Source organism: Pseudomonas sp. PLMAX (assembly GCF_046042685.1).
Taxonomy (GTDB): Bacteria; Pseudomonadota; Gammaproteobacteria; order Pseudomonadales; family Pseudomonadaceae; genus Aquipseudomonas; species Aquipseudomonas putida_AE.
Genome location: NZ_CP064949.1, coordinates 674,175 through 687,834, shown reverse-complemented (window position 1 = coordinate 687,834; position 13,660 = coordinate 674,175). Strand labels below are relative to the sequence as shown.

Below are 13,660 nucleotides of genomic sequence, written 5' to 3'. Positions count from 1 at the left end.
CCTTCGCTGGCAAGCCAGCTCCTACAGAACCGCGCAAACCTGTAGGAGCTGGCTTGCCAGCGAAAGGGCCATAACAGACGCTACACAATCAGGCCTTGATGAAGTGCTGGCGGTAGTGCTGCAGCTCGGCGATCGACTCGCGGATGTCGTCCAGCGCCAGGTGGGTGCTGCCCTTCTTGAAGCTGTCACGCACGTCCGGTGCCCAGCGCGCAGCCAGCTCTTTGAGTGTGGACACGTCGAGGTTGCGGTAGTGGAAATAGCTTTCCAGGGATTTCATGTGGGTATAAAGGAAGCGACGATCCTGGCAGATACTGTTGCCGCAGATCGGCGATTTGCCCTTCGGCACCCACTTTTCCAGGAAGGCGATGGTCTGGGCTTCGGCTTCAGCCATGCTGATGCGACTGTCGCGCACGCGCTGGGTCAGGCCCGAACCGCCGTGTTGACGGGTGTTCCACTCGTCCATGCCGGCAAGGATTTCGTCGCTGTGGTGAATGGCGATCACCGGACCTTCGGCCAGGGTATTCAGGTCGCTGTCGGTGACAATAGTGGCCATTTCGATGATGACGTCGGTATCCGGGTTCAGACCGGTCATTTCCAGGTCGATCCAGATCAGGTTCTGCGGGTTTTGCATGAGTCGGCTCCTAGGCAATGCTGCGCAGTTTAGCCTAGGCCGGTGGCCGGGCGTGCTAAACTCGCGGCCGTTTTACCTAATCGCTGCATTCTTGATACGGAACACCCATGGCCAAACGCCAACTCAATCGTCGTCAAAACTGGCGCATCGAAAAGATTCAGGGCGAACGCGCTGCCCGCGCCGCCAAACGCGAGTCCTCGGCCGTCGAGGCACTTGAGGGTGGCGACCTGGGCCCGGAACAACACGGCCTGGTGATCGCCCACTTCGGGGTGCAGGTCGAAGTCGAAGCCCGTGATGGCGAGCTGGCCGGCCAGGTGTTTCGTTGCCACCTGCGGGCGAACCTGCCCGCACTGGTAACCGGCGACCAGGTGGTCTGGCGTGCCGGCAACCAGGGTATCGGCGTAATCGTGGCGCAATTGCCGCGCAATACCGAACTCTGCCGCCCGGACAGTCGTGGCCAGCTCAAGCCCGTCGCGGCGAACGTCGACATGATTGTCATCGTGTTTGCGCCGCTGCCTGAGCCCCACGCCAACCTGATCGACCGCTACCTCGTCGCCGCCGAACATGCCGGCATCAAGCCGCTGTTGCTGCTGAACAAGTTCGACCTGATCGACGAGCACAACGCCCCGGCCCTGAACGCCTTGCTCGCGGTCTACCGCACCCTGGGTTACCCGGTGCTGGAAGTGTCGGCCCACCACGGCAACGGCATGGAACAGCTTCAGAAACAATTGGACGGTCGCATCAGCGTGTTCGTCGGCCAGTCCGGCGTCGGCAAGTCGTCGTTGGTCAACAGCCTGCTGCCAGAGGTCGAAACCCGCGTCGGCCCGTTGTCCGAGCTGTCCGGCCAGGGCACCCACACCACGACCACCGCACGCCTGTTCCACTTCCCCGGTGGCGGTGAGCTGATCGACTCCCCGGGCATCCGCGAATTCGGCCTGGGCCACGTCAGCCGCGCCGACGTCGAAGCCGGTTTCATCGAGTTCAACGACCTGCTCGGCACCTGCCGCTTCCGCGACTGCAAGCACGACCGCGAACCCGGTTGCGCCCTGCTCAAGGCCCTGGAAGACGGCCGCGTGCAACAGCAACGGATGAACAGCTACCGCTCGATCATCGCCAGCCTGCCGGAAAACGGTTACTGAGCCGCTTCCCGCAGAGACAAGAAAGCCGCGAATTTCGCGGCTTTCTTGTCTGCTGAAGATGCATTGCCCGGACCGGCCTCTTCGCGAGCAAGCCCGCTCCCACATTCGATCTGCGATCGCAGGAAAAATGTGGGAGCGGGCTTGCTCGCGAAAGCGGCCTCACCGCCGCCTCCGATCTCAGGGTTTGGGCGCTTCACCCGGTTTCGGCGCCGGATCATCGAACAGGTTCAACCGTTCCCGCAGTTCGTGGGCCGGCAACGGTTCCTTGTCTGCGGGCAAGGCGTGCGGGTCGGCTGGCGTAGCCGGCGTTGCTCCCAAAGCCTCTTGTGAACTATCGGGAGTTGGCTCCGCCCCTTGCGAACCTTCGATGGCACGCTGTGCCTTCTTGGTCAGCACGACAATGTCGATACGGCGGTTTACCGGGTTGAACGGATGCTCGCGGTCGAACAGGGCCGACGAGGCGTAACCGACCACCCGCGCTACTTGCGCCTCCGGGTAGCTGCCCGCCACCAGCGCACGACGCGCGGCGTTGGCACGGTTGGCCGACAGCTCCCAGTTGCCGAATTCGCCGCTGCCGCTGTACGGCGTGGCATCGGTGTGGCCGCTGATGCTGATCTTGTTCGGCACCGCCTTGATGGTGTCGGCCATGGCCAGCAGGATGTCTTCGAAATACGGCTTCAGGCGGGCCGAACCCGAGTCGAACATCGGTCGATTCTCGGCGTCCACGATCTGGATGCGTAAACCGTCCGGGGTGATTTCGAACAGGATCTGGTCTTTGAATTTCTGCAGTTGCGGGTTCTCTTCGACCTTGTTCTGCAGTTCTTGCAGAAGCAGTTCCAGGCGCTCCTTCTCCACCGTCTCGGCCATGCCCTCGACCTGATCGACGTCCACCGTCAGCTTGTCCGGCTGCGGCTGGGTCTTCATCTCGGGGTTGAGGGTGTTCTCCGGCGCCATGGTCGGCGTGCCACCCAGATCGATGATGTAGGGCGTACCACTTTCGGAAAAGCCGATCGGGTCCTTGAAGTAACCGGCGATGGCGATTTTCTGTTCCGGGGTGGCGGTGGACAACAGCCACAACACCAGGAAGAACGCCATCATCGCCGTGGCGAAGTCGGCGAAGGCGATTTTCCAGGCGCCCCCGTGATGCCCACCGGCGATGCGCTTGACGCGCTTGATGATTATCGGCTGGTTATTTTCCATCACTTAACGACCACGAACCGCTTGTTCCAGCTCGGCGAAGCTTGGCCGGTGCGCCGGGTACAGGACCTTGCGCCCGAACTCCACGGCCAGCGATGGCGGCATGCCCGAGGCGGAAGCCACCAGCGAGGCCTTGATGGCTTCGTAGACGTTGAGTTCTTCCTTGGCATCGTGGGCCAGGGAATGCGCCAGCGGGCCGAAGAAACCGTAGGCGGCGAGAATACCGAAGAAGGTACCCACCAGTGCCGCACCGACGTGCAGACCGATCGACTTCTGGTCGCCCTCGCCCAGCGAGGCCATGGTCACCACGATACCCAGGACCGCCGCGACGATACCGAAACCGGGCATGGCGTCGGCGATGCCGTTCACCGCGTGGGACGGGTGCTCCAGGTCTTCCTTGAGGCTGTAGAGTTCCATGTCGAACAGGCCCTCCAGCTCATGGGGCGCCATGTTGCCGGAGGACATGATGCGCAGGTAATCACAGATGAATGCGGTCATGCGCTCATCCTTCAGGACCGTCGGGTACTTGGCGAAGATCGGGCTCGCCGCAGCATCTTCGATGTCCGCTTCGATGGCCATCATGCCTTCGCGGCGGCTCTTGTTGAGAATCTCGTAGATCAGGCCCAGCACTTCAAGATAGAAGGCATGGCTGAAACGCGAACCGAACATGCTCAGGGACTTCTTGAGCACGTGCATGGTCATGTAACCGGGGTTGGCCTGCAGGAATGCACCGAGGGCCGCACCACCGATAATCATGACCTCGAAAGGCTGGATCAGGGCGGCAATCTTGCCATGGGAGAGCACGTATCCGCCGAGAACGCTCGCGAATACGACGATGATGCCGATAATTTTAGCCATAGGTAGGAGAGCACTTACTGAGTCGGGTTCAAGGTCATATTCGGAAGTTAAAAAATCTCTTCTTCTACTTATCGGCAAAACTGCGCCAGACTATAGCCAGTTCAGGCGAAAAGCCAATTTGACCCCCTCCGGGCCCAGGTATTGTTGACGATGATCGCCTCCAGACATGGCTAGACAAACGAACGCCCCGACGCCAACACCGAACACGCTCGAAGGCTGGGTCAAGCTTCTCGACGGCGTGCGCCTGCCGGTTCCGCAGGCCAGTCACGATCAAGTGTGCCGGGCCATGCGCGACAGTCGCAGCTCGCTGCGCAACATCGCCGACTTGATGCAGGGCAGCCCGGCCCTGGCCTTGAGCGTGATTCGCGAAGCCAACCGGCACAGCCATGGCGCCATGAGCGAGCCTGCGGAAAACCTTGAGGTCGCCATCAACCGCCTTGGCTTGAAGCGCACCGAGGAGCTGCTCGCGCGATTGCCCGCCATGCCCCAGGCCGAGATACCGAAAGCCCTGCGCCAGTTGCAGATGATCAGCCAACACGCCAGCCAACAGGCCAACGGTTTTTTTGCCGGCCGCCTGGCGCGCCTGTGGCAGGACATCCACTGGGGCAGCCTGCTGTTCCTGTCGCCGCTGTGGCCGCTGGCCATGACGCATCCGCAGCTGCTCGAAGACTGGGAGCTGCGGGTCATTCATAAAGGCGAGTCGGCGCGCGCAGTCGAACAGCAACTGTTTGGCGCGCGCCTGCTGGAAATCGGCCAGGCCCTGGTGGACCTCTGGCACCTGCCGATCTGGGTGCAACAGGGCTATCGACTGCTGCTCACCGAGCAACGGGAACTGGTGAAAGTGCTGCGCATTGCCCGCGACAGCGAACATCCGCTACGCCAGCAGAACCGCCTGGATGACGACCCGACCCTGCGTCGCTGGCTTAATCAACCGGCCAACACGGTGTTGTTGGCCAACGGCCTGGCCCTCTCGGCGCAGCAGGCCTGGGACAGTCCGCACAGTGAGCGCTGGCAGTACTTGACCGGCCTCTACCTGCAAATACCGATGGACGAGGTGCAACAACAATTGCACCAGCAAGCCGCCAACAGTGCGCGTTATCACGCCATGCCCGATCTTTGGCATCCCGCTGTCGCACTGATCTGGCCATGGGGTACGAACCCTGTACATGCCGGTTTGCAGCCAGCCCCGGCACCCACTGCCGACGACCTGGCGAAATGGCGCAAACAATGTGCCGAGCTGTTGCACGAGCCAAGTCGTTTCACCAATGCCATCCACCTGACCACCTCTGCCCGCGACGCGCTGGTGGCCAGTGGCATGCGTCGGGTGATGATCCTGATGGCCGACCGCACCCACGCCAATCTGCGTGTGCACCAGACGGCCGGCCTGCCTGATGAAGTGGCCGGGCTGAATTTTAACGTCAGTCAAAGCGCGGTATTGCAACGCCTGCTCTCGCAACAGGCCCAGGTACGCCTGACGCCGCTCAACAACGCGCAATTTTCCGCCTTGCTGCCCAACAACCTGCGTAGCCAGTTCAGCGGCGAGCACCTGTTGCTGCGTTCGCTGCTCAATAATGGGCGGGTGATCATGATCGTCGTGGCGGATCAGGGTGGCGGGCCATTCTCGGACATCACCGTGCAAGCCTTCGGCAAAACCGCGCAATGCATCGAAAAAGCGCTGCACAGCTTTAGTCAGCGCGGCCAATAAGGCTGCGCTACAATCCTCCCTTTTGTGCCCTGGAGACCTCACATGTCTGACTTCTCTGGCTTGCCGCTGGTGATCGAGCCGAGCGACTTGCTCCCTCGCCTCGAAGCCCGCCAACTGATCCTGGTGGACCTGACCAGCCATGCCCGCTACACCGAAGGGCATATTCCCGGTGCGCGGTTTGTCGATCCGAAACGCACACAACTCGGCCAGGCACCCGCGCCGGGGCTGATGCCGCCGCAAGCGGCGCTCGAAGCATTGTTCGGTGAGCTGGGACACAACCCCGATGCCGTCTATGTGGTCTATGACGACGAAGGCGGCGGTTGGGCCGGGCGCTTTATCTGGCTGCTGGATGTCATTGGCCACAGCCAATACCACTATCTCGACGGCGGCCTGACGGCCTGGCTGGCTGAAGGCATGCCCATGTCGATCCAGGTCCCCGCTCCTGCAGGCGGCCCGGTCGCGTTGACCCTGCACGACGAACCCATCGCCACCCGCGAGTACCTGCAAAGCCGTCTCGGCGCTGCCGACCTGGCGATCTGGGATGCGCGCGGGCCGCTGGAGTATTCCGGCGAGAAAGTCCTCGCGGCCAAGGCCGGGCACATCCCTGGCGCGGTCAATTTCGAATGGACCGCCGGCATGGACAAGTCTCGCCAGCTGCGCATCCGCAGCGACATGCCGCAGATCCTCGAACAGCTCGGCATTACGCCTGACAAAGAAGTGATTACCCACTGCCAGACTCACCATCGATCTGGCTTCACCTATCTGGTGGCCAAGGCTCTCGGTTATCCGCGGGTCAAAGGCTACGCCGGCTCCTGGGGCGAATGGGGCAACCACCCCGACACGCCCGTAGAGATTTAAGGTTTTTAAGGACAGTTAATGAACAAGCGTCTGTTTATCGTCAGCCAATACCTGCTGCCCCACAACCTGCTCTCGCGACTGGCCGGCTGCATCGCCGAATGCCGCGTGCGCTGGTTCAAGAATGCGTTCACCGCGTGGTTCGCCAAGCGTTACCAGGTGAACATGTCCGAGGCGCTGGTCGAAGACCTCACCGCCTACGAGCACTTCAACGCGTTTTTCACCCGCGCATTGAAAGACGGTGCCCGTCCGCTGGACGAGACCCCGGGTGCCATCCTCAGCCCGGCCGACGGCGCGGTCAGCCAGCTCGGCCCGATCGAACACGGTCGGGTGTTCCAGGCCAAGGGCCACAGCTTCAGCGTGCTGGAACTGCTGGGTGGCGATGCGGCGAATGCTGCGCCGTTCATGGGCGGTGATTTCGCGACCATCTACCTGTCGCCGAAGGACTATCACCGCGTGCACATGCCATTGGCCGGCACCTTGCGCGAGATGGTCTACATCCCGGGCCGGCTGTTCTCGGTCAACCAGACCACCGCTGAAAACGTTCCGGAACTGTTTGCCCGCAATGAGCGCGTAGCGTGCATTTTCGACACCGAGCGCGGGCCGATGGCCGTAGTGCTGGTGGGCGCGATGATCGTGGCGTCGATCGAAACCGTGTGGGCCGGGCTGGTGACGCCGCCGAAACGCGAGCTGAAAACCTTCCGCTACGACGAAGCCGCGCGCGCGCCGATCCACCTGGAAAAAGGTGCGGAGCTGGGCCGCTTCAAACTGGGTTCGACCGCTGTCGTGCTGTTCGGGCCGGATCAAGTGCAGTGGGATGCAGAGTTGCTGGCCGGTTCGCCGGTGCGGATGGGTCAGGGTATGGGCTCACCGAAAGCCTAAAGACCGAGCTGCATTCCTGTGGGAGCGGGCTTGCTCGCGAAAGCGGACTTACAGTCAACATTAATGTTGAATGTGATGACGCCTTCGCGAGCAAGCCCGCTCCCACATTTGTTTCGGGTGTATCAGAGGTGGCCGTCGCGATCGCGAAAGCCCAGCAGATACAGCACGCCATCCAGCCCAAGGGTGGAAATCGCCTGTTTCGCCGACTGTTTGACCAGCGGTTTGGCCCGGAACGCCACGCCCAACCCGGCAATCGCCAGCATCGGCAAGTCATTGGCACCGTCGCCGACCGCAATGGTCTGCTCCAGACGCAGACCTTCCTTGTGTGCCAGTTCTTTCAGCAGATCCGCTTTGCGCTGGGCATCGACAATCGGCTCGACCGCCACGCCGGTCACCTTGCCGTCGACCACTTCCAGTTCGTTGGCGAACACATAGTCGATACCCAGCTTGGCCTGCAGTTGCTTGGCGAAGTAGGTGAAGCCGCCCGACAGGATGGCGGTCTTGTAACCCAGGCGCTTGAGTTCGGCGAACAGGGTTTCAGCGCCTTCGGTCAGGCGCAGCGAGGCGGCGATCGAGTCCAGCACGCCGACATCCAGCCCCTTGAGCAACGCCAGGCGTTCCTTGAAGCTGGCGCGGAAGTCCAGCTCACCGGCCATCGCCCGTTCGGTAATTTCCGACACCTTGTCGCCCACACCGGCCGCCTTGGCCAGCTCGTCGATGACTTCGGCTTCAATCAGGGTCGAGTCCATGTCGAACACCGCCAGGCGGCGATTACGACGGAACAGCGAATCTTCCTGGAAGGCGATGTCGACGTTCAGTTCCTGGGCGACGCTGAGAAATTCGGCCCGCAGCGCCTGCGGATCAGCCGCCTCGCCACGCACGGAAAACTCGATGCAGCCCTTGCCTTTATCAGCCGGGGTGTCCAGCGGCATGCGCCCGGACAGGCGATCGATATGGTCGATGTTCAGGCCATATTTGGCGGTAATCGAACTCACGGCCTGCAATTGTCCGGCGGTGACCTTGCGCGTCAGCAGGGTCACGATGTGGCGTTTTTTGCCCTGGTTGCCGACCCACTGCTGGTAATCCTCTTCGGACACCGGCGTGAAACGCACCTGTTGATCCAGCTCATAGCCCTTGAACAGGATGTCCTTGAGCACCGACTTGCCTTGTTCGGTATCAGGAATTTCAACCAGGATGCCGAACGACAGGGTGTCGTGGATCACCGCCTGACCGATGTCGAGAATGTTTACACCACCCTGGGCCAGAACGCCGGTAATGGCCGCAGTCAGACCCGGACGGTCGACTCCCGTGATGTTTATCAGGACGATTTCGCGCAAGGCGCACCCCCGCAGGTGGAAAAAAACCGCATTCTACCCACATTCAGTGACCATCGGGCACCGTGAGCGCTTTGACGGCCTAGGGCCTGTCGCTATACTGCGCGTCAACTTCACGGACAAAAGAGCCGAGCTCAAGTGAACCGGCCCACGCCAGTAAAAACCGATAACTTCTTCCTGCTGATCTTCCGTGCACTGCGCCACCGCCGTGTACCGATTGCATTGCGCATTGCCAGCCATAACGTGATCCTGGTCGCTCTGGCCCTGGTGATCTACGCCTGTGTGATGGGTTTGCAGTTCAAGCAGGCCATGCACGAGCAGGCGGATGCGTTGGGTGAAAGCCTGACCATGCAGACGGCCACCTCGGCCACCGAGCTGCTGGTGTCCAACGACATCCTCAGCCTCAACGTGCTGCTCAACAACCTGACCAAGAACAAGCTGGTGGCCCACGCCGCCATCTACAGCGTGGACAATCGTATCCTCGCCGAAGCCGGCCAGCGTCCCAAGCATGGCCTGCTGGGCGAAGCCGAGGGCATGTACCAGAGCAAGATCACCTTCCAGGATGTGACCGCCGGTCAGCTGCGCATCAGCCTGGACATGGATCAGTTCCAGCAGCCGATGACCATCAGCCTGCAAAGCATGGGCATCTTGAGTGCGATCCTGCTGGCCCTGTCCCTGGCCTTGAGCCTGCGCATGGGTCGATACCTGTCCACGCCGCTGCTGCAATTGCGGGTCTGGCTGCGCAACATCGACGAATACACCCCGGCCACCGAGCGTAATGACGAGATCGGCGACCTGGCGCGCCAGCTGCATGCCGACTTCGCGCCGGAACCGGCCGAACCGGAACCCGAGCCGGAACCCGAATACGACGATGACGACGACGGCGAACCGGGCTTCGAAGTGCGCAACCTGCGTGATCCGAGTTTCGATGAAAGTCGCCCGATGGCCGCGATGAAAGCCGCGCCACGACGTGTCGTCAGCACCGTTGAAGATGATGACGATGATGCGTTCGCAGACTTGCTTGATGATGCGCCAGACAGTGTGGCGAAACCGTTGGCCAAGCCCGTAGCTTCCAACGTGCCGCAGCACAGCGCCGTACTGGCCGTGCAGCTGGGCTCACAGGAACAGTTGCGACGCCTGCCGCGGACACGCCTGGAAGAACTGCTCAAACGCTACCGCGACTGCCTCGACCAGGCGGCCTCGCTCTACCAGAGCGAACTGCACACCCTGAACGATGGCAGCACCCTGATGCTGTTCCACGCCGAAGACAGTGGCGACGATTACCTGACCAACGCCATCTGCTGTGGTGAGCTGCTGCGAGCGCTGGGGCATCAATTGCAGATCGAAGTCGCCGACAGCGGCATCACCTTGCAATTGCAGCTGGGCCTGACTCTGGGCGAGGAGCTGTTCGGCCTGAGCCAGATCGACCTGTTGCTGACCGACGCCGCGCAGGATGCCCTGGCCCTGTCGCAACACAGCCGCAACCTGCTGCTGGTGGAGCGCAAGATCAGTGACGATGCGCTGATCCGCCAGCGCGCACGGATCCGCCCGATTGCAAGCCCTGAAGGCGCCTGCTGCGTGGAGCGGCTGATGGAGCCTTATCCGTCGATGCTGGAGCGACAGCTGGCGCGGATGCACGAACGTCGGGCGTAAAAGCCCTGTCATGAAGAAGCCCGCAGGCGAGTGATCGTCTGCGGGCTTTTTTGTTGCCTGTCCTTTCGCTATCGCTGGCAAGCCAGCTCCTACAGGGTTCCATGCCGAACGCAGGTCTTGTGTACGACATCAATCACTGTAGGAGCGGGCTTGCCCGCGAAGAGGCCGGGACAGGCACTAGAGATCTCCAACCGGCAGAAACAACAAGGCCCGCATCAACGCGGGCCTTGTTTCCAATCCATCGAGCTTTAGAAGCGAAACACTTCCATATCCGTACGAATCGGCGCAGCCATCGGGATCTTCGGCTGTTTTTCCTGCTCCGCCGCCGGTGCTGCAGGCTTGGCTGCCGGCTTGCGTGGTGCTTCGGCGATCGGTGGCTGGTTGGCCAGTGGCTTGAGCGCTACCGAGAGCTGTTCAGCGAGCTTCTGCAGCAATACACCCTGTGCCTGGACCTGAGCCGCCGTGTTGCCGGCGTGCTGTTCCTGCAGGTGAATGATGCGGTTATCGCGCACCTGGCCGCGACGATCGATCAAACGCCATTGCGCATCGAGAATCGCCGGTTGCGACTTCCCCGAATCCAGGCGCGTGATGGTCAACAGCACCTGGACATCCGGCGTGAAGCCTGTGGTCGCAGGCGCCAGCACGACACGCTGGCTGTCCAGGTGGCCCGCCACCTGCCGCAGCAACAGCTGGTCGATGTCGGAGGACAGGCTGCCAGCCCAGCGGCCGTCGGTCGAGGCCTGCAGGCTGCCATCAGACTGACGCTGCAACAGGGTTTCGCGCTGCAGGTAGTCCGCCACGGTTACCGGACCCAGCAAAACCGCCATGCCCGCGCTTTGCGCAGGCTGAACCGGACTTCCGCTGTCCAGTTGATACAGCGACACCGGCTGGTGAACGCTGCAACCCGCCAGGCCAAGTACGCCGGCGAGCATCAAAATAAAAGGAAGGCGCAGAGCAGTCATCGTCCCATCCAGGTGATTGCCACAAGGCTAATCACAGTGAAAATACTCAATAAATATGAAGAACGCTCGGCCACGCCGGCGCTTGAAAGGCCATATCATCCGTGAATATGCGTTCCGACTCCAGCGCCAAAGCGTCGATCTACGCGTTAAATCGTAGATCGAGGCCTCTAGGACGCTTAATTGAGGTTTTCGACGAACAGCGCATCTACCCGCTGGAAGCCACGTGGCAGTTTGTTCCCACGACGCCCACGCTCACCCTTGTAGTGTTCGAGGTCGTCCGCTTTCAGTGACAAGGTACGTTTTCCAGCCTGCAGCACCAAAGTGGCGCCATCCGGCACAACGGCGATGTCCGTGACATATTCTTCGCGACTGGCCACACGCTCACCGGAAATGCCGATGATCTTGTTGCCTTTGCCCTTACCTAATTGTGGCAGATCGCTGATCTTGAAGATCAGCAGGCGACCTTCGGTGGTCACCGAAGCCAACCAGTTATGCTCACGATCGGCCACCGGACGCGGCAGGATCACCTTGGCGTTGTTCGGCAGGCTCAGCAGGGCCTTGCCCGCCTTGTTCTTGGCCTGCAGGTCTTCACCCTTGACCACGAAACCGTAACCGGCGTCCGAGGCGATGACGTACAGCGCATCGTCTTCGGGCATCAGCACGCATTCGAAACTCGCCCCTGGCGGCGGCGTCAGACGGCCGGTCAGCGGCTCTCCCTGGCCACGGGCCGAAGGCAAGGTGTGTGCCGCCACCGAATAACTGCGGCCGGTGGAATCGATAAACACCGCAAACTGGTTGGAGCGCCCTGCCGCCAGGGCCTTGAAACCATCCCCGGCCTTGTAGGAAAGCCCGGTGGCGTCGATGTCATGGCCTTTGGCGGAGCGCACCCAGCCTTTTTCCGACAGCACCACGGTGACTTTTTCGTTCGGCAGCAGATCGTGTTCGGTCAGCGCCTTGGCTTCGGCGCGCTCGACGATTGGTGAGCGACGGTCGTCGCCATAGGTCTCGGCATCCTTGATCAGCTCGGTGCGTACCAGCTTCTTCAGCTTGGCTTCGCTGCTCAGCAGGGCTTGCAGCTTGGCTTGTTCCTTGAGCAGTTCGTCCTGCTCGGAACGCAGCTTCATTTCTTCCAGCCGCGCCAATTGGCGCAAACGCGTGTCGAGGATGTAGTCGGCCTGGATTTCGCTCAGGGCGAAACGCTCGATCAGCGCGGCTTTAGGCTGCTCCTCGGTGCGGATGATGTGGATCACTTCATCCAGGTTGAGGTAAGCGATCAACAAACCGTCCAACAGGTGCAGGCGACGCTCGACCTTGTCCAGGCGGAATTGCAGGCGGCGGCGTACGGTCCGGACCCGGAATTCCAGCCACTCGACCAGCAGGGCCCGCAGGTTTTTCAGCTGCGGCTTGCCGTCCAGGCCGATGATGTTGATGTTGACCCGGTAGCTCGACTCCAGCTCGGTGCTGGCGAACAGGTGCTGCATCAACGCATCGTGGTCAAAGTTTTTCCGGGCGCCCGGAATAATCACGATCCGGCACGGGTTCTCGTGGTCCGACTCGTCGCGTAAATCGGCGATTTGCGGAGCTTTCGAGGGTTTGGCCTGCATCATCGCCGCGATCTGTTCCAGCACCTTGGCGCCGGAAACCTGATGTGGCAGCGCGGTGACGATGATGTCGCCGTCTTCAATGTGATAAACGGCGCGCATGCGCACCGAACCGCGGCCGGTCTCGTAGATTTTCAGCAGGTCGGCGCGCGGCGTGATGATTTCCGCTTCGGTCGGGTAATCCGGACCCTGGATGTGTTCACAGAGCTGTTCGACCGTGGCCTTGGGCTCGTCGAGCAAACGCACGCAGGCGCTGGCGACTTCGCGCAGGTTGTGCGGCGGCACGTCGGTGGCCATGCCCACGGCGATACCGGTGGTGCCGTTGAGGAGGATATTCGGCAAACGTGCCGGCAACACCAGCGGTTCGTCGAGGGTGCCGTCGAAGTTCGGGCCCCAGTCCGCCGTGCCCTGGCCCAGTTCGCTGAGCAGCACTTCGGAGTAACGCGACAACCGTGCCTCGGTGTAACGCATGGCGGCGAAGGACTTGGGATCGTCCGGCGCACCCCAGTTACCCTGGCCATCCACCAGCGTATAGCGATAGCTGAACGGCTGGGCCATCAGGACCATGGCTTCGTAGCAGGCCGAGTCGCCGTGGGGGTGGAATTTACCGAGCACGTCACCGACGGTACGCGCCGATTTCTTGTGCTTGGAATCGGCGTCCAGCCCCAACTCGCTCATCGCATAAATGATGCGGCGCTGTACCGGTTTCAGGCCGTCGCCGATATGCGGCAAGGCACGGTCCATGATCACGTACATGGAGTAGTTGAGGTAGGCATTTTCGGTGAAGTCAGCCAGTGACCGGCGTTCTACACCGTCCAGGCTGAGATCAAGGGAGTCGCTCAT

General features: G+C 61.6%; 11 protein-coding genes. 5 read left to right on the top strand and 6 right to left on the bottom strand.

Features of this window, described 5'->3' with window-relative positions; all coding sequences use genetic code 11:
- Window positions 1-88: 88 nt before the first annotated feature.
- Complete coding sequence (gene orn / locus DKB71_RS03095; RefSeq protein ID WP_179057346.1) at window positions 89-631, bottom strand: oligoribonuclease; 543 nt, start codon at window positions 629-631, stop codon at window positions 89-91.
- A gap of 107 nt (window positions 632-738) precedes the next feature.
- Here orn and rsgA point away from each other — a divergent pair, with 107 nt between their 5' ends.
- The gene (gene rsgA / locus DKB71_RS03090; RefSeq protein ID WP_008064125.1) at window positions 739-1,770 is read left to right on the top strand and encodes a small ribosomal subunit biogenesis GTPase RsgA; all 1,032 of its coding nucleotides are present in this window, start codon (window positions 739-741) and stop codon (window positions 1,768-1,770) included.
- 177 nt (window positions 1,771-1,947) lie between these two features.
- Here rsgA and motB read toward each other — a convergent pair whose 3' ends face one another.
- Together motB and motA are read right to left on the bottom strand one after the other, a co-directional pair.
- Window positions 1,948-2,970: a flagellar motor protein MotB gene (gene motB, locus DKB71_RS03085; RefSeq protein ID WP_408599594.1), complete on the bottom strand. Its 1,023-nt coding sequence runs from the start codon at window positions 2,968-2,970 to the stop codon at window positions 1,948-1,950.
- Between the two features lie 3 nt (window positions 2,971-2,973).
- Window positions 2,974-3,825 carry a flagellar motor stator protein MotA gene (gene motA, locus DKB71_RS03080; protein ID WP_008063575.1) on the bottom strand — a complete coding sequence of 284 codons (852 nt, stop codon included), beginning with the start codon at window positions 3,823-3,825 and terminating at the stop codon, window positions 2,974-2,976.
- Between the two features lie 166 nt (window positions 3,826-3,991).
- Between motA and DKB71_RS03075 the strand changes: the two genes are divergently transcribed.
- Genes DKB71_RS03075 through asd form a run of 3 tightly spaced genes read left to right on the top strand, consistent with a single transcriptional unit; the run spans window position 3,992 to window position 7,267 of the window.
- Window positions 3,992-5,530, top strand: a complete 1,539-nt coding sequence (locus DKB71_RS03075) for an HDOD domain-containing protein (RefSeq protein ID WP_408599593.1) — start codon at window positions 3,992-3,994, stop codon at window positions 5,528-5,530.
- Window positions 5,531-5,572: 42 nt separating this feature from the next.
- On the top strand, window positions 5,573-6,388 hold the full coding sequence (gene rhdA / locus DKB71_RS03070; protein WP_323607464.1) for a thiosulfate sulfurtransferase: 816 nt from the start codon (window positions 5,573-5,575) through the stop codon (window positions 6,386-6,388).
- 18 nt (window positions 6,389-6,406) lie between these two features.
- The gene (gene asd, locus DKB71_RS03065) at window positions 6,407-7,267 is read left to right on the top strand and encodes an archaetidylserine decarboxylase (protein WP_408599592.1); all 861 of its coding nucleotides are present in this window, start codon (window positions 6,407-6,409) and stop codon (window positions 7,265-7,267) included.
- Window positions 7,268-7,389: 122 nt separating this feature from the next.
- Here asd and serB read toward each other — a convergent pair whose 3' ends face one another.
- Entirely contained in the window at window positions 7,390-8,604 is a 1,215-nt protein-coding gene (gene serB / locus DKB71_RS03060; protein ID WP_408599591.1) for a phosphoserine phosphatase SerB, read from the bottom strand.
- Between the two features lie 135 nt (window positions 8,605-8,739).
- On the opposite strand from serB, the gene DKB71_RS03055 reads away from it, so the two are divergent.
- A complete protein-coding gene (locus DKB71_RS03055; protein WP_408599590.1) occupies window positions 8,740-10,254 on the top strand; it encodes an AhpA/YtjB family protein in 1,515 nt (504 codons plus the stop codon).
- A gap of 248 nt (window positions 10,255-10,502) precedes the next feature.
- Here the strand turns inward: DKB71_RS03055 and DKB71_RS03050 are convergent, their stop codons facing one another.
- Both DKB71_RS03050 and parC read right to left on the bottom strand, forming a co-directional pair.
- Window positions 10,503-11,216 carry a membrane integrity-associated transporter subunit PqiC gene (locus tag DKB71_RS03050; RefSeq protein ID WP_408599589.1) on the bottom strand — a complete coding sequence of 238 codons (714 nt, stop codon included), beginning with the start codon at window positions 11,214-11,216 and terminating at the stop codon, window positions 10,503-10,505.
- Between the two features lie 176 nt (window positions 11,217-11,392).
- A complete protein-coding gene (gene parC, locus DKB71_RS03045; protein ID WP_408599588.1) occupies window positions 11,393-13,660 on the bottom strand; it encodes a DNA topoisomerase IV subunit A in 2,268 nt (755 codons plus the stop codon).